Annotated in this window: 19 protein-coding genes, 1 pseudogene and 1 riboswitch; of the genes and pseudogenes, 2 read left to right on the top strand and 18 right to left on the bottom strand. The window is 62.1% G+C overall.

Annotation, left to right across the window (positions count from 1 at the left end; translation table 11 throughout):
- Positions 1–29 precede the first annotated feature (29 nt).
- The 8 genes and pseudogenes from ACS4RR_RS03305 to epmA all read right to left on the bottom strand — a co-directional run bounded on the left by ACS4RR_RS03305 (position 30) and on the right by epmA (position 9,440).
- Positions 30–1,208, bottom strand: coding sequence for a glycosyltransferase family 4 protein (locus ACS4RR_RS03305; protein ID WP_260109674.1), 1,179 nt, complete (start codon positions 1,206–1,208; stop codon positions 30–32).
- A 45-nt stretch (positions 1,209–1,253) separates the two neighbouring features.
- The gene (locus ACS4RR_RS03300) at positions 1,254–3,734 is read right to left on the bottom strand and encodes a glycoside hydrolase family 2 protein (RefSeq protein WP_260109675.1); all 2,481 of its coding nucleotides are present in this window, start codon (positions 3,732–3,734) and stop codon (positions 1,254–1,256) included.
- Positions 3,735–3,750: 16 nt separating this feature from the next.
- A pseudogene (locus ACS4RR_RS03295) lies at positions 3,751–4,729 on the bottom strand (DUF1839 family protein).
- Entirely contained in the window at positions 4,720–5,628 is a 909-nt protein-coding gene (locus ACS4RR_RS03290) for an amino acid--[acyl-carrier-protein] ligase (protein ID WP_222384394.1), read from the bottom strand. Before ACS4RR_RS03290 ends, ACS4RR_RS03295 begins: the two are co-directional and overlap by 10 nt.
- Before the next feature lie 5 nt (positions 5,629–5,633).
- A complete protein-coding gene (locus ACS4RR_RS03285; protein WP_456190117.1) occupies positions 5,634–6,815 on the bottom strand; it encodes an acyl-CoA dehydrogenase family protein in 1,182 nt (393 codons plus the stop codon).
- The gene (locus ACS4RR_RS03280; protein WP_017962508.1) at positions 6,815–7,066 is read right to left on the bottom strand and encodes an acyl carrier protein; all 252 of its coding nucleotides are present in this window, start codon (positions 7,064–7,066) and stop codon (positions 6,815–6,817) included. Before ACS4RR_RS03280 ends, ACS4RR_RS03285 begins: the two co-directional genes overlap by 1 nt.
- 263 nt (positions 7,067–7,329) lie before the next feature.
- A complete protein-coding gene (locus ACS4RR_RS03275) occupies positions 7,330–8,382 on the bottom strand; it encodes a lysine-2,3-aminomutase-like protein (RefSeq protein ID WP_260109676.1) in 1,053 nt (350 codons plus the stop codon).
- Positions 8,379–9,440 (bottom strand): EF-P lysine aminoacylase EpmA, encoded by a 1,062-nt coding sequence (gene epmA / locus ACS4RR_RS03270; protein ID WP_456189698.1) that lies wholly within the window; start codon positions 9,438–9,440, stop codon positions 8,379–8,381. The genes ACS4RR_RS03275 and epmA overlap by 4 nt, the downstream gene beginning before the upstream one ends.
- Before the next feature lie 148 nt (positions 9,441–9,588).
- Between epmA and efp the strand changes: the two genes are divergently transcribed.
- Positions 9,589–10,158 (top strand): elongation factor P, encoded by a 570-nt coding sequence (efp, locus tag ACS4RR_RS03265; protein WP_170258218.1) that lies wholly within the window; start codon positions 9,589–9,591, stop codon positions 10,156–10,158.
- A 182-nt stretch (positions 10,159–10,340) separates the two neighbouring features.
- Here efp and ACS4RR_RS03260 read toward each other — a convergent pair whose 3' ends face one another.
- From ACS4RR_RS03260 to metA, 6 genes are all read right to left on the bottom strand, one after another.
- Entirely contained in the window at positions 10,341–11,069 is a 729-nt protein-coding gene (locus ACS4RR_RS03260) for an SIS domain-containing protein (RefSeq protein WP_003543744.1), read from the bottom strand.
- Positions 11,070–11,190: 121 nt separating this feature from the next.
- Positions 11,191–12,342 (bottom strand): N-acetylglucosamine-6-phosphate deacetylase, encoded by a 1,152-nt coding sequence (gene nagA / locus ACS4RR_RS03255; RefSeq protein ID WP_170262917.1) that lies wholly within the window; start codon positions 12,340–12,342, stop codon positions 11,191–11,193.
- Entirely contained in the window at positions 12,342–13,373 is a 1,032-nt protein-coding gene (locus ACS4RR_RS03250; protein WP_260109679.1) for an SIS domain-containing protein, read from the bottom strand. Before ACS4RR_RS03250 ends, nagA begins: the two co-directional genes overlap by 1 nt.
- Complete coding sequence (locus ACS4RR_RS03245) at positions 13,370–14,143, bottom strand: GntR family transcriptional regulator (protein WP_170262918.1); 774 nt, start codon at positions 14,141–14,143, stop codon at positions 13,370–13,372. Before ACS4RR_RS03245 ends, ACS4RR_RS03250 begins: the two co-directional genes overlap by 4 nt.
- A gap of 163 nt (positions 14,144–14,306) precedes the next feature.
- The gene (locus ACS4RR_RS03240) at positions 14,307–15,329 is read right to left on the bottom strand and encodes an aldose epimerase family protein (RefSeq protein WP_170262919.1); all 1,023 of its coding nucleotides are present in this window, start codon (positions 15,327–15,329) and stop codon (positions 14,307–14,309) included.
- 226 nt (positions 15,330–15,555) lie between these two features.
- The gene (metA, locus tag ACS4RR_RS03235) at positions 15,556–16,479 is read right to left on the bottom strand and encodes a homoserine O-acetyltransferase MetA (protein WP_162115046.1); all 924 of its coding nucleotides are present in this window, start codon (positions 16,477–16,479) and stop codon (positions 15,556–15,558) included.
- 47 nt (positions 16,480–16,526) lie between these two features.
- Positions 16,527–16,604, bottom strand: a riboswitch (SAM riboswitch).
- 114 nt (positions 16,605–16,718) lie between these two features.
- Between metA and ACS4RR_RS03230 the strand changes: the two genes are divergently transcribed.
- Entirely contained in the window at positions 16,719–18,611 is a 1,893-nt protein-coding gene (locus ACS4RR_RS03230; protein ID WP_260109680.1) for an ABC transporter ATP-binding protein/permease, read from the top strand.
- 119 nt (positions 18,612–18,730) lie between these two features.
- Here ACS4RR_RS03230 and ACS4RR_RS03225 read toward each other — a convergent pair whose 3' ends face one another.
- The 4 genes from ACS4RR_RS03225 to ACS4RR_RS03210 form a co-directional block, all read right to left on the bottom strand.
- The gene (locus ACS4RR_RS03225) at positions 18,731–19,360 is read right to left on the bottom strand and encodes a hypothetical protein (RefSeq protein ID WP_260109681.1); all 630 of its coding nucleotides are present in this window, start codon (positions 19,358–19,360) and stop codon (positions 18,731–18,733) included.
- A gap of 114 nt (positions 19,361–19,474) precedes the next feature.
- Entirely contained in the window at positions 19,475–21,292 is a 1,818-nt protein-coding gene (locus ACS4RR_RS03220) for an ABC-F family ATP-binding cassette domain-containing protein (RefSeq protein WP_456189697.1), read from the bottom strand.
- A gap of 3 nt (positions 21,293–21,295) precedes the next feature.
- Positions 21,296–21,952 carry a thiamine diphosphokinase gene (locus tag ACS4RR_RS03215; protein ID WP_456189696.1) on the bottom strand — a complete coding sequence of 219 codons (657 nt, stop codon included), beginning with the start codon at positions 21,950–21,952 and terminating at the stop codon, positions 21,296–21,298.
- Between the two features lie 57 nt (positions 21,953–22,009).
- A complete protein-coding gene (locus ACS4RR_RS03210; protein WP_026154349.1) occupies positions 22,010–22,537 on the bottom strand; it encodes a MarR family winged helix-turn-helix transcriptional regulator in 528 nt (175 codons plus the stop codon).
- Between the last annotated feature and the right edge of the window lie 45 nt (positions 22,538–22,582).

Below are 22,582 nucleotides of genomic sequence, written 5' to 3'. Positions count from 1 at the left end.
TTAAAATAAAGCGGAGTGACGACGTCACGTTAGGCGGCCTGCATCGCTTCCAGCGCCTGGAGCGCCTTGTCATAGCTGTTCTCGGCGAGGTAGCGCAGCAGGAACGCTCGCGCCTTCTCGGCCTTCGCGCGCGCTCGCTCAGGCGCGCGGAAGATGTCCCGCAAGTGCGTAGCCGCCACTTCGGAGGAAGGATCGGCCCAGACCGCACCCTTGAGCCCGGCAAATTCCGGATGGGTATCGACCACCGGAATGAGGGGAGAGGCAACCAGCCAGCTATTGTCGGGATCGCAGAAATCCAACGTGCCCGACCAGGCCGTGGACACGACCGGCGTACGCTGCATGATCGCCTCGGCCACCGTCAGCCCGAAACCCTCGGAACGATGCAGCGAAAGATAGGCGTCGGAACAGCGGATAAGGCCGTTGATATCGGAATCCGACATCCTGTCGGTGACGATCCTGATCCGAGTGTTGCCTGCGACCGAGGCGACCAGTTCGCGCAGGCTTTCATCCTTGTTGATATCGCCGCTGGCCTTCATCAACAGGAAGGCGCTGGGGCATTCGGCAGCGAATATCCGGAAGGCCTCGATGACGGCCTGCGGATTCTTCCGGTTGATCGAGGAGCCAGCGCTGAAGATGAAGCTGACCAGAAAGGCGTCTTCCTCGACGCCGAATTTCTGGCGCATGCCTTCCGTCGCCGGCTTCTCGGTGACGGGATGCGGAACGACGATGACCGGTGCCGCAGTGAGCGGTGCAATCGCCCGCCTGGTGAATTCCGACGGCACGAAGACGGCATTCATGTAATGCATCGCATTGCGCCACTCCGCCGGGACGATTTCGAGCTCCCAGGCGAAATAGCCGATGTTGAAGGCGCGGGTGAAATTGGCAACGCCCTTCTTCAGGATGGCGCGCGGCAGCATCGGCGGATTGAGATGCCAGATCCGGCTTCCCGCGGGTTCGGCGGTGAGATGCGACGGCATCCATCCGGCGAAGGAATTTTCGTCAGGATGCGTGCTGACATCGGAGAGCGAAATCGCCTGCCCCGCCTTCGACAACGCGTCGGCGCAGAGCCTTGCCGATTCGCCGACGCCGACCGCCATCGAGAGATAACCGACGACTTCCACCGGCCTGCGCGGGTTGAAAGCAAGACGCGACCGCGGGATCAGCCGCTGCAGGAGATGGGCGCGCAGAAAGCGGTATATCGTTCTCAAATCACGGTCTTTCCCAATGGATCGGCATCATCCTTCGCAGCGGCGTCAGCCCTCGATTGCGACGCGATGCGAACTGCCTAGACTTCTGATCTCGCCTGCAGGCGGAATGTCGCTTTCCACGCCGGACAGCGCGTGGAGCGTCACCCGCCGCATCGCACCGGGGGCAAGGTGGAACCAGTCGTCCTCGGCCCGATAGCCTTCGACGTCGATATGCACCGATTGCGCCAGCCGGTCGGTCCTGAGATCGACGAACCAGTCGTCGCCCTCTCTGCCGAATGTTGCTTCGATCCCTGCGTCATGGAGCGCCTTCCCCCGTCCGCACGGGAAGTGGAAGCTCTCGGCGAGAAGGGCGCCATCCGCCAGCGAGCGCAGGCGCGCCACACTTGCATCGTGCGCCGGCGGCCCGAAACGGAAGGCATAGGTCGTATCGAAGAAGGCGCCGAACAGCGCCGTGCAGGCAAGGCGCTCAGTGTCTCTTGCCGCTAGCTTGAAGGCCCTGCTGCCGCTGACGACCTGCTGTTTTCCGTCGCGCAGGCAGACGACCTCGAGTTCGACGTCGAGCGCGGCATCCGTCTCGTTGACGACATGCACGTCGAGACCGTTCGTTCCCTCGTCGGTGAAGACCACTTGCACCGGCCGGAATGCACGGCGCATCGCATACCAGATGGGCTTCGGCTCTCCGGTGGAATCGATCACCCCCCAGCCGGGGCCGGGCAGCAGGTCCTGCAGCGTCCAGACGAGCGCGCCATTGCAGGCGGAGCCCTTGCGCCGCCATTCGGCAAAAGTCTCTTCAATCACCTCGCCGGTGACGGCGCGGGAGAGATCGAGATAGCGTTCCGGATCTTCGCGGCGCAGCTGAGCGGGATCGAAACCGTAGAGAAGCTGCAGGTAGAAATCGCGAACATCCTCGAAATCCCACGATGCGCTGCGATCGCGGGGCACGCGGGCCTTCCATAGCGGGCTGTGGACGGCGGGCACATCGAGATGATGCTTCAGCGTCCTTTGCTGCGGCACATGCGCGAAGGCGAGGCTTTCGGAGGCAAAACGCACATCGGCGCGGCGCGCATCCGCAATCGGCCGCATATAGGCGCCGACGCCGTAATAATGGGCGATACCGGCATTCGGCGAAAAGGGCATCGCCCCGCCATAGGGTGAGTTCGGCATGTAGGGCACATCGGGGCGCATGCGCGCGACGACCGCCGGAATGATTTCATCGGTGACCGGCCCGCTCCAGAATTCCGCCGGCAGGCCGAGCATTGCCGCCTGCTGGTGGATTTCGCTGCCGCCGCAGAGCACGGCCAGCGAAGGCGACGCCTGCACGCCGTGCAGGAATTCCTCGACCTCCGCATGCACGTGGCCAAGAAAAGCCTTGTCGTTGCGCGGATAATCGAAATTGGCGAACATGAAATCCTGCCAGACCAGCAGGCCGAGCTCGTCGCAGAGCGCGAAGAAATCTGGTGTCTCGTAGGCCATGGTGCCGCCGATGCGGATCATGTTCATGCCGGCTCCGGCAGCAAGCCGCAGGAACGGCTCGTAATCCGCCCGCCCGCCCGGCAATCGCACGATATCGGCCGTCGTCCACACCGCACCACGGCAGAAGATGCGTTCGCCATTGACGAGGAGCGCGAAGTCATCGCCATCGGCACCGCGCTCGATGTCGACGCGCCGGAAGCCGGTCCTGCCGAGCGGATATTCCACCCCGTCGGAAACCAGCGTCAGTTCGTAGAGACGCGGAGCGCCATGCGTGTGCGGCCACCAGGCCTCGATGTCGGAAAGCTTGAGGATAGCCGAGTAATGACTGTCGCCGACCTTTTCGAAGGGTTGCTCCATCCCGCCGCAGTGCAGCAGCATTGCCGGATCCTCGGCATTGCTGTGCAGGGAAACGCTGAGACGGCCGACGCCACTCTCCTCCAATACGGCGCGGATGGAAACATTGTAGATCGAGACGGGATTGCGCCGCACCATCGAAATCGGCCGCCATGGCCCGACGGCATGGATATCGGGGCACCAGCCCGGCATATGGCCGAGCAGAGTCGTGCGGAAATTCTTCAAGCCCGCCGGCGTGATCATCTGCGGCCGCCAGCGCGCGCGCGGGCCCGGCTCCGACAGGCGGGGGCCGAGCGCCCGGAAGCACAGGGCCAGCTCGTCGCCGCCCGAAAGTGTCACCGGAATCTCATGCGCCGTGAACATGCTCTCGGAAAACAGGATTTCCTGGCCGTTCAGGAAGACGTGGCAGAGCGTCGCCAGCCCTGCGAAACGCAGGATCGCGTCACCCGGCTCGGCATCGAAAAGCCGGCAGAGATACCAGGCGTCCCGCGTGTTCAGCGGCTCGGGATTTTCCCGATCGAAGAGACCGGCTTTTTCGAGTGCTGCGGCGACGGTCCCGGGAACGGGTGCTGGAATGAACTGCGCCGATAGCGGGATGTCGTGCGGCACCGCGCATGCGCCCGGCTCCGTCAGGATCAGGTTCCAGCCTTCGGAAAGTAGACTTTCCTCAGCACCGATGCTTGCCAAACGCCCCCGCATGGTCAGATCTCCGGCCTCAGATTCGCCCCGCAAGCGACGCCATCATGGAATCCCATGCATCGGCGGCCGGATCAAGTGCTGCCTGCAACGGCTCGAACTTCTTGCGGGTGACGGCGCGGGCAAGCTGGAACTGCACCGATTTCGCCACCTCGGAAATGCGCCTGGCATGCTCGGCGGCAGCCGTGAATTCATCAGGGGAGAGCCAGGTGAGGTAATCGGCCGCCAGTTCGAAATTGGCGCCTACCTGGCGAAGCGTGTTGAAGGCGTATTTGTGGAAGAAGCCGAACGGCCGTTCCGCCACCGCTTCGACCTGTTGCGGAAAGACGCCTGCAAAGGCGCGGATCGGGTTTTCGCGGGGACGCCGGGCAAAGTGAAAGCCGGCAAGCCGCCGCGCGGTCGCGCGCAGATGCGCTTCATCCGCGGGCTTTTCCGGGAACCGAGCAAATTCCGCATAGGGAAGGAACGGCGGGTCGTTTTCCCTCAGATGCAGCTGGAACAGCCCGTCGAAATCCTCGCCTTCGAGACGAAAATAGCCGCCATTGTGGAAATAATCGACGCGTTTGGCCGCAATATCCAGTCGGTTGATCGCAACCGTCGTTTTGCCGTGCTCCTGCCGGTAGGCGGTGCCGCGCGTATCCGGCATGTAGAAAGAATCCATTTCGATCAGGCAGAGACGGGCACGCGCGATCTGAACCTCGACATGGCGTTCGACACGGTCGTAGATGGCAAGCTCGGTCGCACGAATGCCGTAGAGCGCTTCGAGATCCTCGAGCGGCACCTTGAAGAAGGTGAACTGGTCGCCCTCGAAATCCTGCGTCAGGGTAAAACCCAGCATCGCCTCCGGCGCAACGCCTGATGTCGCCAGTACCTCGATCCAGAGATCGACATAGCAGTTGGTTTCCGGCCAGGCGCGCTCGCCGGAATGCAGCGCATGCGCCCGGTAGGTTTCCGGGTCGATTCGAAAAGACCGATGTCATCGATTTGCTCAGCCCCACAGCGCTTTCCGTACGCTGGCCGGCCATTGCTTCACATCGAGCCCGTGATGATGAAAGAGGGCAAGGGCGATGCGCTCCAGCCCGAAGCCGACGCAGGCGGTGTGCGCGACATTGCCGTCTTCGAGCTTGAGACCCCACTTCGTGCCGAAGGCATCCTGATGGTAGTTGAAGCTCATGCAGGCGGTCGGATTGGCAGCCGAGGTGATGGGGATCAGCAGCTCGAACTTCAGGTTCTGGTCGCGCTGATTATTGGCGAGCATCTTGCCGGCGCGGCCGAAGAACGGATCATTGGCGACGTCGATCGTCACATCGAGGCCGACGGCCTTCATCATCTCGACGCCGCGATCCATCCAGCGCTGGCGAAAATCGGTGACGTGCAGCTCGGTGCCCATGCAGACATATTCACGCATGCGGAACAGCTGCTGGCGGGCAGGGTCTTTCGACGGCTCATGGCGGAAGCAATAGGATTGCAGGTCGAAGAGGCCGCCCGTCTTCGGCAGGTTGCCGCGCTTGGCGATCGTCGGATAGAGCGGATAGCAGGCAGCCGGCGTCAGCACGATGTCGGTCGCCTCCTGCCCCTTGGTCCAGTCTTCGCCGACTTCCATGCATTGCAGCAGGCTGACATGATCGAGTTCGCTGCCGCAGAAGCTGTGCACCGTGCCGGCGAGCTGCGGAAAGCTCTTCATGTAGCCGCTCTTTTCGAAGAAGGCGCGGTTCATGCCGGGCGGAAAGCGCATGGCTTCGGCACCATCGGCGCCGCCGAACGTGTCGATCAGGCGCTCGAAGGCAGCGATCACGTCTTCGAACTGGCCGCTGCGGCCGTAGAGCCCGTCGATGCCGGTATCGATCAGCAGACCGGATTCGAAAAGCCGGTCCAGAAACGAGGTCTGCATATCCATGACTGTCACCCCAGTAGGCTAGTGTCCTGTTTATGGACAAGAAGCATGCTCGACGTGTTGCCGAGGATGCGGTCATTCGAAATCATGAGCTGTGCGGAATGCGCGTCGCGCAGATGGCGTCCGAGGCTGAAGGGCGTACCGTTCTTGTAGCCCATGATGCCGCAGATCAGCATCGCATGGTTGACGATCTCCAGGATGGTCTCGGACGAGGCGATCTTGACGTTGTTCATCGCCACCGCAAATCCCATCGAAGACAGCCTGTCGGCATCGGCCTTGGCATCCTCATAGGCCTTGAGGCCGGCAACGACGTTGGATTTCACCATCTGCAACAGGTTCGAAACCTCGGCGAGGCGCAGCGCGCCCGGCGGCTGGGCATCCGGCGCCCTGCGGGCTGCGGCACGCACGAAAGCCTGGGCGCGCACAACGGCGTCGACGGCAATGCCGTACCAGACGCCGCTCCACAAGAGGTGCGAGGAGGCAAGCATGGACTGCGCCGCGATCTCCGCGAAAGGCTTCGGCAGGATCTGGCAAGCCGCCGCTTCGCCCTTGAACAGGAAGCCGTCGGAGCAGGTGCCGCGCATGCCGAGCGTATTCCAGACATGCGTTTTCTCGAGCGTGTACTGGTCCTTGAGGAAGGCCGTCAGCACCTGATCGGAGGAAGCCGCCTGCGCGTGGGCACGCGAGGTGATGAGAATGGCGTCGGCATGCGAGCCGTAGGAAATGACGGTCGCATCCTTTTCGAGGCGGCACGTGTCGCCATCGACTTCGACCGCACAGATGCTGTTGCGCAGGTTTCCACCGATGCCGCCTTCGGTGGTGGCGGATGCGATCAGCAGCTGTTCGGCGGCGATGCGGCGCATGAAACCGCGATGCCATTCGCTGTCGGCGCCGTGTTCAACGAGGCTCGACAGCTTGATGTGGTGCATGGCGAAAACCATGGCGCTTGCGGCACAGGCCTGGCCGAGCATCGAGCACAATTCGGCGATCTCGGTGATCGAGGCGGATTCGCCGCCGAAATGGCGCGGCACCTGGATGCCGAGCAGCCTTTCGGCCTTCATCGCATCGACGGCTTCCCGGGGGAAACGGGCTTCGGCATCGACGGTATCCGCGTGTTTCGCCGCGATTTCGGCGACGCGGGCCACCCTTGCGACAAGACCGTCCTGCATGATCTTGACGGGGAAATTCATCACGCGACCTTCCGGCCGTCCCGGATGAGATCGACGGTCCTGGCAATGGCCGAGATGCTCGCGAAGGATTTGCGGTTCAGGAGATTGTCGGGAAATTCGATGTCGAAGGCCTCTTCGAGGCCAAGCATCAACTGCACAGAAGCAAAGGACGTCAAACCTGCCGCATAAAGATCGGCATCGTCGGCAACCTGGTCGATCGACCCGGGAAGCTTGCCGAATTTAGCTACGAGGTCGCGGATTGCCTTATTCATCCCATCACTCCAAGATTCTCATGATCCCGATCCGGCGTTCATCGCCTTGTCATGAGCGTTCTTTTAGTGCGGAAAACAGAACATTCCGCTAATTTATTGAGTTAAATATGACTAAGGCTCATAGTTAGGATTTTAGCGATCCTTCCCGAGCCGTCGTAAACAACGACCTTATATCAATGACTTAATGTAATTTCGATACTGCGACACAGTCTGGTTTCCGGCGTGGCGAGTACAGAAATGATACGAAAAGCGCCGCTTTTGTCTCAATCGGCCGGCGGATAGGAATGCTCGCCGCCGCGATAATCGGTGACGGAATAACATCCGTCACCTGTCGCCCGGATCGCGCTCCCAGTGACGACGGCCTTGCCGTGACCGCCTGGGATATCAAGGATGTAGGCCGGCTGGCAGAGACCGGAAATCCGCCCGCGCAGCGCCGCGACGATCTTCTGCCCCTCCTCGATCGTCACTCTGAAATGGCTGGTGCCGGGCGCCAGATCCGGATGATGCAGGTAATAGGGTTTGACGCGGATTTCGACGAAGGCCTTCATCAACTCCGCCAGCACGGCGGGATCGTCGTTGACGCCCTTGAGCAGCACCGACTGGCTGACCATGGCAATGCCGGCATCGACGAGGCGGCCGCAGGCGGCGCGCGCTTCCGTCGTCAGCTCTCTCACATGGTTGGCGTGCAGCGCGATATAGACCGTCTTGCCGCTCGCCTTCAGTGCCGCGATCATCGTCGCATCGATCTTCTCGGGGTCGACGACCGGGACACGCGTGTGGAACCTGATGATCTTCACATGCGCGATGCCGGCAAGCACCTCCATGATCTCGTGGAGCCGGCGCGGAGAAAGCACCAGCGGATCGCCGCCCGTGAGGATGACCTCCCAGATCTCCTCATGACTGCTTATATAATCGAAAGCGGCCTGCATCGCCGCCGCATCGAGCGTGCCGAGACCCTGCGGCCCCACCATTTCGCGGCGGAAGCAGAAGCGGCAATAGACCGGGCAGACATGCACGGCCTTGAGCAGCACGCGGTCGGGGTAACGGTGAACGATGCCTACGACGGGGCTGTGGGCATGATCGCCGATCGGATCGGCCCGTTCTTCGCGGGCAACCGTGAGTTCGGCTGTATCAGGCACGAATTGCCGAGCGATCGGATCAACGGGATCGGTGCGGTCGATGAGCTTACTGATTGCAGGCGTCAGCGCAATCGCATAACGCGCCGCAACCTCCTCGAGCGCTGCGCGATCGGCAGACGCGACCAGTCCCGCCTTCACAAGATCGTCGACGCTCTTGATCGGTTTGACGGCATTCATCTTCCGTACTCCGCCACCGGCGCCCAGAGCACCTGGTCGATGCGTGATGCTCCCGTCGCCAGCATCACCAGCCGGTCGAAGCCGAGCGCGATACCGCTTGCCTCAGGCATCAGCGGCAGCGCAGCGAGAAAATCCTCGTCGATTGGATAGGTCTCGCCGTAGACCCGCGTCTTCTCGGCCATCTCGATCTCGAACCGTCGCCGCTGTTCGGCAGCGTTGGTGAGCTCGCCGAAACCGTTCGCAAGCTCGACGCCGCAGGCATAGAGCTCGAAACGTTCGGCAACCCTCGGGTCGTCTGTCGAGGGACGGGCAAGTGCCGCCTCTGAGATCGGATATTCGTCGAGGATGGTGATGCGGCCGAAACCAAGATGCGGCTCGATCCTTTCCACAAGCGCCCGGCTAAAGAGATCGGCCCAGCCGTCGTCATCGGCAACACGCATGCCGACGCGCTTCGTCTCGGCGGCCAGATGGTCGCGGTCGGTCGAACCGCCGGCGGCGACCGAGGCGAGAAGATCGATGCCGGCATGACGCTCGAAGGCTTCGGCAACGCTGATCCGCTCCGGCCCGGCAAAGGGATCGCTCTCGGCGCCGCGATAGGCAAGCTTCCCGGTCTTCACCGTTTCGGCGGCCAGCGCCAGGATCCGCACGCAATCCATCATCAGGCTCTCGTAGCTTTCGCCGGCCCGATACCATTCGAGCATAGTGAACTCAGGATGATGCAGCGGCCCACGCTCGCGGTTGCGATAGACATGGGCAAAACACGAGATGCGTTCCTCGCCCGCCGCAAGCAGCTTCTTGCAGGCAAATTCCGGCGAGGTATGTAGGTAGAACGGCGCCCTTTGCCCATCCGTCGTCAGCGCTTCCGTGGCGAAGGCATGCAGATGCGCCTCGTTGCCGGGAGAAACCTGCAGCACCGCCGTATCCACCTCGATGAAATCCTCGCGCGCAAAAAACCCGCGCAACGCCGCCTGGATTGCGTTGCGCCCGACCAGGAACGGACGGCGGTCGGCATGCACGGACGGGGTCCACCAAGGGGACGCTTTCGCCGAAGAGTTCATTCCAAGCTTTCTTCGCCGGAGAAGCCGGTATTGGGGGTGGCTATTTCCCGGATTTTAGGTTAGTTGCGCCCCAAAGAAAAACATTTGCGTCTTCGGGGCGTCTCGCCAGTCATCTACGACGCCGAAAGCCGAGTTACAAGGAAGTCTTATGGTCAAGGTCATCGCCTCTTCGGTCCGCAAGGGCAACGTTCTCGATGTCGACGGCAAGCTCTACGTCGTTCTTACCGCCCAGAACTTTCATCCGGGCAAGGGCACGCCGGTCACCCAGGTCGACATGCGCCGCATCGTCGACGGCGTGAAGGTTTCCGAGCGCTGGCGCACCACCGAACAGGTCGAGCGCGCCTTCGTCGAAGACGTCTCCTTCCAATATCTCTATGAAGACGGCGAAGGCTTCCACTTCATGAACCCGGCGACCTACGACCAGGTCGTGGTCGATGTCGACACCATGGGTGACGACAAGGCCTATCTGCAGGAAGGCATGTCCTGCATCCTCTCGATGCATGAAGGCATTGCGCTGGCGCTCCAACTGCCGCGCCACGTCACGCTCGAAATCATGGAGACGGAACCGGTCGTCAAGGGCCAGACGGCATCGTCCTCCTATAAGCCGGCGATTTTGTCGAACGGCGTGCGCGCCATGGTTCCGCCGCACATCAATGCCGGCACCCGCGTCGTCATCGCCACGGAAGACAATTCCTACGTCGAACGCGCCAAGGACTGATCCTGGTTTCAGCCTATCGGAGAGGCCGGCTCGCGCCGGCCTTTTTTGTCCGCCGTCTCAATTAAATAATCGGGGCATGATGTCGCGCGAAAACCGCACACACTTTTCGGCATCATGCTCTATCTCTTTGTTTTCACGCAATTCCGGACGCAAAACCGCTACGCACTTTTGCTGGAATTGCCCTAGAGATGCGGGTTGCGCGGCCGGTATTTCTTGACGAGCTTCTGGTTGATCTCGGCGGCACCCGGCATGTTGGCGCTGAGATAAATCGGCGCATCGCCGGATTTCGAAAGCTCCGAAGCGACCTCTGCGAAGATCGCATTGATGACCGTCACCCCGACCGCCGTCGAGACTGGCCCGACCCGAAGCCCCGTGCCTTCGAGATCGACAACGGCGTCACCCGGTGGCAGCCCGTTGTCGAGCACCACATCGGCCACGTCGGCGAGCCGCCGGCGGCCATTGGCAATCGCTGAGGAATAGGCGATCGAAGTGATGGCAATCACCTTTGCGCCGATTTCGCGCGCATAGTCGGCGGCCTCGATCGGTGCGGCGTTCACGCCCGAATTGGAGGCGATGATGATGACATCGCCCGGCTGCATGCCGTAACGCTCCAGCATCGGCCGCACTAGGCCCTGCGTGCGCTCATAGACCGAACTGATGACTGCACCCTCATGCAACATGGCCGAGCCGACGAGTACCGGCACGGTGAAGGCGAGCCCGCCGGCACGATAGTGCACCTCTTCCGCCAGCATATGCGAATGGCCGGTGCCGAAGACATAGACACGCTTGTCGCCGCGGGCAGCATCGAGGATGACGGCTGCTGCCTGCGCCATCGGCTCGGCGAGCGTCTGCTTCAGTTCCTCCAGCCGGCCGATCAGATTGGAGAAATAGGCATCGGTAATGTCGGTCATCCCACTTCTCCTAGAGCATGTCGCGCAAAAGTGTGCCGCGGTTTTGCGATAACGACATGCGTAAAACAAAGATCTAAAGCGCGAACAGCAAATCTGACAGATCGCGACGCGCCTTTAGCGTTCAGGCCGCTTCGCCGCTGAGCCAGGTGGCGGTGACGGCAAGCGCATCGGTGAGATGCACGAGATCGGCACGCGCGCCCGGCGAGAGATGGCCGCGATCGGCAAGCCTGAGGAACCGCGCGGGATAAAGGGTCGCCATACGCAAGGCCTCGGCGAGCGTCAGGTCCAGATAGGTGACGCCGTAACGGATCGTCGAGATCATGTCGACGTCGGAACCGGCCAACGTGCCGTCGGAAAGCACTAGCTTCGAGCAGAAACCGCCCCTTTCGCGCCGGACGGTGCGTCCGTTCAGCGTGAACGAATCCTTCTCCGATCCGACGAGCGACATCGCGTCGGTGACGAAAAACAGCTTGCCTTCGCCGCGTTTGGCGCGAAGCGCCGTGCGCAGGGCCTTCGGATCGACATGATGGCCGTCGGCGATGATGCCGCACCAGATCGAGGGATGATCGATCGCCGCGCCGACGAGGCCAGGCGCACGGTGTCCCAATTGGCTCATGGCGTTGAAGAGATGCGTGACGCCCCGTGCGCCGGCATCGAAACGTTCCTCCGCCGCCTCGCTCGAACAATCGGAATGGCCGATGCTGACGGTGACGCCGGCCTCCGCAAGCTCACGCACCTGGGCAACCGTCACCTGCTCGGCGGCCATGGTGACGAGCAGCGTGCCGATCGCCTCGCGCGCCCGGATGAAGGCCTTGACATCGCGGTCCTCCACCGGCCGCATCAGTTCCGCCAGATGCGCGCCCTTCCTTGCGGGCGCCAGATGCGGGCCTTCCAGATGCAGGCCGGCGACGCCGCGGTTCATTTTCACTGCCTCTTTGGCCGCCTCGATGGCGGCAATGGAGGCCTCTGATGTATCGGTGATCAGCGTCGGCAGCAGCGACGTCGTGCCATAGGGCCGGTGCCCGCCGGCGATAATGTCCATCGAGGCAACGGAAGGCTCGTCGTTCAGCATCCGCCCGGCGCCGCCATTGACCTGCGCATCGATGAAGCCGGCCGACAGAACACCGCCGGCAAGCGCCACCACCTCGCCGTCCGGCAGATCATTTCTTGCAACGATCGCTTCGACGCGGCCGCCGGCAACGATGAGGGCTTTGTCGTCATGGAAGCGCTCGCCGTCGAAGATGCGGGCACCGAGGAAGATCTTGCGGACCATCAGACCGTCTCCGTCACCTTGAGCAGGTTTGCCGGCTTGTCGGGATCGAAGCCTTTGCGGCGCGTCACCGACTCGATCAGCCGGTAATAGACGAGCAGCGACACCAGCGGATCGACGAGGCCGTTGCCCGTCGTCGGTACGCGCAGATGGACGCCGGAAAGCGGCTGCGTCGAGAAGCCGACGGTGGTCGCGCCGAGTTTCTGCAGGCGTTCCAGCGCCTGCACATTGTTGGCGAAGGCCGCATCGTCGGGCGCAAAGGCGATGATCGGGAAGCCCGGCTGCACCAGGCGCATCGGGCCATGCATCAGTTCCGCCAGCGAAAAGGCTTCGGCATGCAGGCCGGAGGTTTCCTTGGCCTTCAGCGCCGCTTCGAGCGCGATCGCGAAAGCCGGGCCGCGGCCGGCCGTATAAAGCGAGGTCGCGTTAAAGAGCACCTCTTCGGCTGCCGCCGTGTCGATCCCCGCGGTCGCCGACAGTGCCTCCGGCAGCTTGCCGAGCGCGGCCTGCAGATCGGACGCACCGCCGATCGCAGCCGTCACCCCGGAAAGGGCGGCGACCGAGGCGATGAAGGATTTTGTCGCCGCGACACTCTTTTCCGCGCCGGCATTGAGGCCGAGAACGATATCGGCCTGCTTCGCAAGCGGGCTGTCGGTGACGTTGACGACGGCGATCGTCGTCGCTCCACCCTTCTTCGCCGCATCCTGCAGCGCGACGATGTCGGGGCTCGCACCCGACTGTGACACGGTGAAATGCACGCCGCCCTTCAGGTGCAGCGCCGCACCATAAACGGAAGCAATCGACGGACCGACCGAGGCGACCGGAACGCCGCAGGTGATCTCGAAGAGGTATTTGAAGAAGGTGGCGGCATGGTCCGAGGAACCGCGCGCCGCCGTCGTCACCACGCTCGGGCGGGCGGACGAAAACAGCCGGGCGATCTCGGCAAAGACCGGTTTTTCCTTTTCGAGCAGCGTGGCCACCACCTCCGGCGATTGACCGGCTTCCTGCAGCATCAGTGACTGGTTGTCATTCATAGGTCATCTCCGATTCTCAATTCGGCAACGAAATCATAGGCGTCGCCGCGATAATGCGAGCGGGTGTATTCGACGACGCGCTGGTCTTCCAGGCGCGAGACACGTTCGATCAGAAGCGCCGGCGCGCCTGATTTGACGTTCAGGATCGCGGCGGAGGACGGGTCGAGCGTGACCGCGGTCAGCCGCTGCAGCGCGCGCACGGGCCTGTGGCCGCTGGCCGTCAGCGCATCGTAGAGCGATCCCTCGCCGCCGGCATCGTGCCCCAGGAACTTGATCGGCACCACGGCGCGTTCGATCGCCAGCGGCAGTCCGTCGGCAAGGCGCAAGCGGTCGAGCCTCAGCACCGGCTCATCGCCGCCGAGGCCGAGCAGGAAGGATTCCTCCGGCGACGGCGTATTGACCGCCCGCGACAGTATCCGCGCGGCCGGCAGACGCCCGCGCGAGCGCATGTCGGCGGAAAAGGAGGAAAGCCGCCACAGCGACTGTTCCATGCGCTCCACCCTGCTCGACACGAAAGTACCGCTTCCGTGGCGCGATTCCAGTGCGCCGGATGCCATTAGGTCGCGATAGGCGGTGCGCACGGTGACACGGCCGAGCTTCAGAGCCTCGGCAAGGTCGCGCTCGCCCGGGAGTGCGGTGCCGGGCTTCAGCAGCCCTTCCTGAATGAGGCCGGTCAGTGTCTGCGACAGCCGCTTGTAGAGCGGCCCGGTCAGCGCCTCGTCACGCAGGCCGCGGCTGTTCAGTTCCGCTATCAGACTGGTTCTATCCATGGGCACACAATAGAACCTATATAGAACCAATCGGCAAGGTAGAATCGAACATGCAACGAAAAACCCCTCGCCGGCGGACCAGCAAGGGCTTCATAGCGCTCAAATTTGACAGTCGTGCGTCCGCAGCGCCGCGCGTTTAGAAACGCGCGGCGCTGGAGGATGCTCAGTTCTTGGTGAAGATATAATCCGTCTCCTGGCGCAGCACTTCGCCGGGGCGCAGCACTGCATTCGGAAAACCTTGGTGATTGATGGCATCCGGCCAGACCTGCGTCTCCAGGCAGAAGCCGGCGAACGGGCCGTATTTGCGCCCGCCGATGCCGGGAGCCGCGACATCGAGCTTGAAGCCGGCATAGAACTGCACGCCTGGCTCCGTGCTGCGCACTTCCAGCGACACACCGGAATAAAGGCTGCGGGCAAGCGCGACGCTCCGCTTGGCGGTACGCTCGCCCGACAGGCAGAAATTATGGTCGTAAAACGCTTGTTCACTGCCGACGAAACGCTTCATCGGCGCCATCTCGCGGAAATCGAATTCCGTGCCCTCGACGGGACGGATCTCACCGGTCGGCACCTGCTTTTCATCGGTCGGCAGATAATGATCGGCGGCTATCATGATGTCATGGCCAAGCGCATCTTCGCGGCCGTCGAGGTTGAAATAGGCGTGCTGGCAGACATTGGCGAGCGTCGGCTGGTCGCTGGTCGATTCGTAGATGATCGACAGTTCACCGTTGCCATGCACCCAGAAAGTCGCCTGGATGGTGCAATTGCCGGGATAGCCGGCGCGGCCATCCGGATCGACGATCTTCAGCACCACGCGGTCGACGTCATGCTCGACGATCGTCCAGTTGCGTTTGGCGATATTGTCGCTGCCGCCATGCAGATGCGTGACGCCGTTTTCATTCGGCTCGAGGTGATAGTCCTTGCCGTCAAGCGTGAACCTGCCGCCGCCGACGCGGTTGGCGCAGCGGCCTGGCGTTGCGCCGAAGTAGGACGAATAGAGCGGGTAGCTGTCGAAATCGTCGAAGCCGAGCTGCAGCGGCGCGTCATGTCCCTCGAGGCGCAGATCCTGGATGACCGCACCCCAGCTGATAATCTTGGCCGTCAGCCCGCCGCCTTTGATCTCGACCCGATAGACGGTCTCGCCCGCCTTCGTTCGCCCGAAAACGTCCCGCTCCAACTTATCCGACATGATCGACCGTCCATTCTATCTCTGCTGCAAATTCCTCAATTCGGAACCGATTTGAGGAATTTGCAGCGATTCAACATGTGCATTGCACGTCCAACGAAGACGCGCGGTTCTGTAGGCTTCAGGACAGGAACCTGCCCGCATTTGCTTCGATCCGCAACCGATGGATCGGAAAGAAAAGCCGCAGCATCGAGGCAGTGGCATCGGCTCGCGGCGCGATCGGCAACGGTCAGAGATCCGTGCCGATCTCTTCCACATCAAAGGGCGTCGTCTGATAGATTTCGTTGATCCAGTTGCCGAACAGGAGATGCGCATGGCTGCGCCAGCGGTTCTGCGGCGCAAGCGCCGGATCGTTATGGGGGAAGTAATTGTGTGGCATCTTGATCGGCACGCCGGCGTTGACGTCGCGGAAATATTCGTCGGAAAGCGAGGTGGAATCATATTCGACATGGTTGAACATGTAGAGCCGCCGGCCCCGCTTCTCGTGCACGAGGCACACGCCCATCTCGGCTGATTCCATCAGGATCTCCAGACTTTCGGATTTTTCGATATCGGCGCGGCGCACTTCGGTCCAGCGCGACACCGGCACTTCGAAATTGTCGGAAAAGCCGTTGAGATAGATCGAGGAAGGTTTCAGGTTCCGATGGCGGTAGACGCCGAAGGCCTTCTCTTTCAGCTCGTATTTCGGAACGCCGTGAAAATGATAGATCGCCGCCATCGCGCCCCAGCAGACGTTCATCGTCGAATGGACATTCGTTTCCGTCCAGTCGAGAATCTCCTGCATCTCCGCCCAATAGGTGACGTCCTCATACGGCAAAAGCTCGATCGGCGCCCCGGTGATGATGAAGCCGTCGAACTTGCGGTGCTTTACCTCCTCCCAGGTCTGGTAGAAGGCAAGCAGATGGTCCTCGGACGTATTCTTCGCCTTGTGGCCGCCGATGCGGATGAGCGACAGCTCCACCTGCAGCGGCGAGGCGCCGACCAGGCGGGCCATCTGCAGCTCGGTCTTGATCTTGTTCGGCATGAGGTTGAGCAGCCCGATCTGCAACGGCCGAATATCCTGACGGATCGCCAACGTCTCGGTCATCACCCGCACGCCCTCCTGAACCAGGGTTTCGAAGGCGGGCAGCGTATCGGGGATCTTGATGGGCATTGCGGTCACTCGATCAAAAACAAAAACCGGCGGCGACAAAAATCGCTACCGGTCCGCACGCGGCCCTTTAGCGACTTTTTTAACGTGGCTGCAAGCCGGCCGGCCAAATCACCACGGAGGCCTTAATTAGACCCAGTCGAATTGCGAATCAACTGGCGAATGCATGCAGGAGAGACTCATGCAAGCATCATCACACTTTAATGACTGATAGAATCTGTTGATAGACCGGTAACGCCACCATGTTATTAATGGGAGCATGGGCGGTGTGGAAAAGCGTAATGGCAGATAAAATCGAGAGGGGGCCGGGCATCCGAAGGCAGGATAGGGTAGGGTATGATCTCAGCCTGACATATCGCCTCGGCGTCATGTTCTCAGCATTCTGGAATTCGGAAGTGCGTGGCAAGGTGCTGTTTCTGGCGACGGTGCTGATCCTCGTCATACTGGCGACATCCTATGGCCAGGTGATTTTGAACGAGTGGAATGCTCCCTTCTATGATTCGCTGGAGCGCCGCGACCTCGGCGAATTCTTCCACCAGCTCGAAATCTTCGCGATGATCGCCGGCACACTGCTGCTGCTCAACGTGCTGCAGGCCTGGCTGAACCAGATGACGGCGCTCTATATGCGCGAAGGCTTGTCGCGCGATCTCGTCGACCAGTGGCTGAAGCGCAAGCGGGCGCTGCGGCTCGCTTCCAGCGGCCTGATCGGCGTCAATCCGGACCAGCGTCTGCATGAGGATTCCCGCAACCTCGCCGAAAGCACGACAGGGCTGGTTCTCGGCCTGCTGCAGTCGACCATTCTCCTGGTGAGCTTCATCGGCGTGCTCTGGGAGCTTTCGAGCGGCTTCATCTTCCGCATCAGCGGCCACAGCTTCTCCATTCCGGGCTACATGGTCTGGGCGGCGATTTTCTATGCCGCTTCCGCCTCGGTGCTCAGCCAGGTCGTCGGCCGCAAGCTGGTGAAGCTCAATGCCGATCGTTTTTCGAAAGAGGCCGAGCTTCGCTTCACGCTGATGCACGCCAACGAAAACATGCCGGCAATCACCGTTGCCCGCGGCGAGGAAAACGAGCGCCGGCGCATCAACACCGATATCAGCTCGGTGCTGAGGGTCGTCAAGCGGCTCGCCATGGCCAATACCAATCTTACCTGGGTTTCGGCCGGCTACGGCTGGCTGGTGATCGTCATCCCGATCATCGTTGCCGCCCCCGCCTATTTCTCCGGCGGCCTCACCCTCGGCCAGCTGATGATGTCCGTCGGCGCCTTCAATCAGGTCAACACGGCGCTGCGCTGGTACGTTGCCAATTTCGGCCCGATCGCCGAATGGCGTGCCACGCTGATGCGCGTCACCGATTTCCGCCAGGCGCTGGTCGAGATGGAAGAGGACTTCAACCTGAAGAACAGCATTGCCTATGAAAATGCCGCGCCCGGCACGCTGACGCTGAAGGATGTGGTGATCGTCGCGAAGATCGGCGAAGACATCGATGAATGCGGCGGTTTCCGCCTGCTTGAAACCGATGTCGTGATCAAGGCCGGCGACAAGATCATGATCAACGGCGATCACAGCGTCAACCGCAAGCTGCTGTTCCAGGCCATGGCCGGCCTCTGGCCGTGCGGCAGCGGCACGATGGGCCTGCCGCCGATCGACGATATGGTGTTCGTTCCGCAGGTTGCCTACGTTCCCGGCGGTTCGCTGCGCGAGGCGTTGGCCTTTCCCGAAAGCCCGGAGAAATACGAGAACGCGGCCATCGAGGCGGCCCTCGAAAAGGCCGGCCTGCATTCGCTGGTCGCAAGGCTCGATACCCGTGCCCGCTGGGACAAGCTGCTCGACAGCGACGAACAGAAGGCGATTGGCTTTGCGCGCCTGCTGCTCGTGCGCCCCCGCTGGATCATCTTCGAGGAAGTCCTGGAAGGCATGGAGCCGGAATGGCAGGAAACAATGGCCAAACTGCTCACCTCCATGCCTGAAAGCAGCATGATCTATATCGGCCGCTCCGAGGCTTATCTCGAGGCACTGAAGCCGCGCGTGCTGCATCTGCAGGCGCTGCCGTCAAAATCCGAGGAATCGCCGCCTGTCGTCCAAGCCGGCGCCAGCGCCAGTGCCGGCACAGCCGCCGTCCCCGCGCCGGCGCTGTAAAACGCCGCTGCTACCGGCGCTGCAGCGCCCTTTGCCCGTCTGAAAAGACGTGCGGCACCAGGGAATCTAGCGATTCGGTCTAACGGCGATGCGTAAAACAAAGATGCGCTGCGCATCCGTCACATCGGCGGCATGACGCCGTTGAGGCCGACGGCGATCCGGCTGGCGGAGATGCTGCCGTCCGCCGCCTTCTCGCCAGTGACGACAACGCCGGCGCCAGGCTTCAGATCATCCTTGGACGCAGGCGCCAACGTCACGATCGGTGTCCCATCGGCAATCGAGATAGTCTTTTCCCTACCCTGATAGGTCAGCGTGATTATGTGACCGTCGACAGATTTCACGGCATGGCTGACAGTCGCGTTGGTCATCTGGCTGTTCGGCTGCGCATCCCAGGGACGGTTGCCCTCGCCCGTTCCCTTCATCGACGCCGGAAAGATCAGCACCTCGATTGCTCCATCAGGGCCAGGGCCCTTCGGAAGCGAGGCGACACCGACGAAATCGCCGGGCTTGATATCCTCGACCGAAGCTTGTCTGATGCCGCCGACCTTCCAGCCGGCTTTCAGCGCGACCGTCGCATCGCTGCCCTCGCGCGTCTTGACGACGAGCGTATCGCCGCCGAGGCTTTCGATTGCGCCGCGAACGCGAATGCGCTGGGCGTCTTGCCCCTGTGCGGCTTGCGACAGGGCAAGCGCGACGAGGCCGCCGGCCGCAAGTGCTGTGAGAAAACGGGAATGGGGCTTGCGAGACATATGACTTTTCCTTGTCGCCATTACGATCGGCAATATCCCCGGCTGCCGGACGGCACCTTATGCCGCAGGACGACACACCGACGAATCAAGGAAAAGTGAGCCGCGAGAGCAGGTTCAGCCTTCCAATTCTTCCCGCAGCATTTCGAGCTCCAGCCACTCCTCTTCCATCTTTGTCAGGCTGGCGCGCAGTTTTTCCATCTCGCGGGCAAGGCGATTGAAGGCTGCGGGATCGCGCGTGAAAAGATTAGGATCTGCCATCACCTGTTCGCGCTTGGCGATTTCGGCTTCGGCCTTCGCCATCTCCTTCGGCAGGTTTTCCAACGCGAATTTCTGCTTGAAGGACAGCTTGGCCTTCGAGCTCCCCGCGGGCGCTGCCTCCTGCGTCTTCGGCTTCTCCGCCGCCTTCTCGGCTCTCTTACGCTCATCGAGCGCGCCCTTGCGCTGTAAAAGCATATCCGAATAGCCGCCGGCATATTCGATCCAGCGACCATCCGGCGCATCCGGCACGGCGGGTGCAATCGTCGAGGTCACGGTGCGGTCGAGGAAATCGCGGTCGTGGCTGACGAGAATGACAGTGCCGGGAAAGCCGGCGACAATCTCCTGCAGGAGATCGAGCGTTTCGATATCGAGATCGTTGGTCGGTTCGTCGAGGATCAAAAGGTTTGTCGGGCGCGAAAGGATGCGCGCCAGCATCAGCCGGGCGCGTTCGCCGCCGGAGAGGTTTCTGATCGGCGTACGCGCCTGTTCCGGCTGGAACAAAAATTCCTTCATGTAGCCGGTGACATGGCGCTGCTCGCCGTTGACGAGCAGGTTTTCGCCGCGCCCATCCGTCAGATAGTTGGCAAGCGTATCCTCGGGGTCGAGATCCTCGCGTTTCTGGTCGAGCGTCGCGATCTCCAGATTGGTGCCGAGCTTGACGATGCCGCTATCCGGCGAAAGCTGCCCGGTCAGCATCTTCAGCAGCGTCGTCTTGCCGGCGCCGTTCGGCCCGACGAGACCAATGCAGTCGCCGCGATGCACGCGGATCGAAAACGACGTGACGATTGCCCGCTCGCCGAAGCTCTTGGTGATCTTGTCGGCTTCGATCACCAGCTTGCCGGATTCCTGCGCGTCCGAAACCGTCGCCTGCACCGTGCCCTGCGGCCCCTTGTGGCCGCGATAGTTCGAGCGCATCGTCTGCAGCTCGCCGAGACGGCGCATGTTGCGCTTGCGCCGCGCCGTGACGCCATAGCGCAGCCAGTGCTCCTCGCGCTCGATCGACTTGCCGAGCTTGTGCTGCTCCAGCTCCTCGGCCTCCAGCACCTGGTCGCGCCATGCTTCGAAATGTGCAAAGCCGCGGTCGAGCCGGCGCGAGGTGCCGCGGTCGAGCCAGACGGTTGCCGTTGAGACCTTTTCGAGGAAACGCCGGTCGTGCGAGATCAGCACCAAGGCGCTGCGGGTCTTTTGCAGCTCGCCTTCCAGCCATTCGATGGTCGGCAGGTCGAGATGGTTGGTCGGCTCGTCGAGCAGGAGAATGTCCGGCTCCGGTGCCATAACCCGGGCAAGGGCTGCGCGCCGCGATTCGCCACCGGACAGCATTCTGGGGTCTTCGTCGCCGCTCAGCCCGAGATGCGACAGCAGATAGGTGACACGATAGGGGTCATCGCCCGGCCCGAGGCCGGCCTCGGCATAGGCCTGCACCGTATTGAAGCCGGCAAAATCCGGCGCTTGTTCGAGATAACGCACCGTCGAGGACGGATGGCGGAAGACCTCGCCGGACTGCGCCTCGACCAGGCCGGCGGCAATCTTCAGCAGCGTCGATTTTCCCGAGCCGTTACGGCCGACGAGACAGATCTTGTCACCGGGCTCGATCTGCAGGCCAGCACCCGCCAGAAGCGGTGCACCGCCGAAGCTCAGGAAGATATCGTCGAGTTTCAGAATGGGAGGGGCCAAAAATCAGACTCCGGAAAGATCATAGGGCCGGGCGAGCACGATCGCCCGGCCGCTGCGGAGCGAAAAGCGAACCTTGCCTTCCGCAACATTGGAAATCGTGCGTGACGAGCCGAAAGGCAGATGGAAATCCACCAGCGGATAACGCGCATTCTCGATGGAAAGCCCCCTCAACTCGCTGAATCCGGGCACGGAAAACAGGCTGCCTTTGGGAAGGTCCAGTTCGATCGTACCGGCAACCAGCGGCACTGCCTCTTCCTTGCCCGAGGTCAGCAGCAGGTCGAAACCCTCTTCCGCCAGGCTGACGGCCGACAGCAGATGCTGAAGCGCGTGGTCGGAACGTTCACCACCGAGCGCACCGGCGAGGATCAGCCGCCGAGCGCCGCGCGCGATGGCTTCCGCCACTGCGATTTCACCGTCCGTCGCCGCCTTCGCTGCCGGATAAGGCTGTTTCGGCACATTAGGAAATGCATCGGCGAGATCGGCCGGCGTCGAATCGAAATCACCGACCCAGAGCTCCGGCGTAATACCGAGGGCTGCCGCATGCCGCATGCCGCCATCGGCCGCAATGAAGCGGCTGTCTTCGATGGCATGGCGCAGGCGTTCCGTCAGGCTGAGTTCGCCGCCAAGGAGAATGGTGAAGGTGGATTGGCTCATGGGCATTGCCCATAGCGCAAACGAGGGGTCGAGGGGAAGGGCCGGCGAACGACGGCGTCTGCCTCAGCCCGGCGTATCCTTGTCGCGCGACAGGAAGACCGCCTCGTAACCGCCGATGAAGCGCTCGAAAAGCGCTGCGAAGCGCTCGACATCTTCCTGCGGCCAGTCGGAAACGATCTCGGAAATGATCGCAAGTTTCTGCGCGACGATCTCGGCAAGCAGGTCCTGGCCGACCTCGGTCATGACGACGACGATCCGCCGCGCATCGGCCTGCGAGGCCTCGCGGCGCAGCACATTGCGCCCAACCATGTCGGCCACCACCCGGCTTGCCCGTGACGGATCGATGCGCAGCATCTCCGCGATCATGCCGACGGTGACCTCGCCGGCAGGCTGCGCCTTGCGCACGGCATCGAGCACGTCGAGATGCGAAAGCTCAAGGCCCGGTGCAGCACTCTGGATCGCCAGCCGGCCGATCAGCCGCCGCCCGGTCATCAGCCGCATGCGCGCCATGCTCCGGCCGATACGCGGCACATTTTCACGATCCGGCTCGGCCGGCTCCGCAGAAAGGGTCTTGGTCAGGATTTCGCTCATCACAGGACTATAACAGAGCCGATTCAAAAATTGAATATGCCGATG

The organism is Rhizobium zaerense (assembly GCF_051810725.1).
GTDB lineage: Bacteria > Pseudomonadota > Alphaproteobacteria > Rhizobiales > Rhizobiaceae > Rhizobium > Rhizobium leguminosarum_I.
Note: the sequence above shows the minus strand (reverse complement) of the source record. Positions and strands in the feature narration are given on the sequence as shown.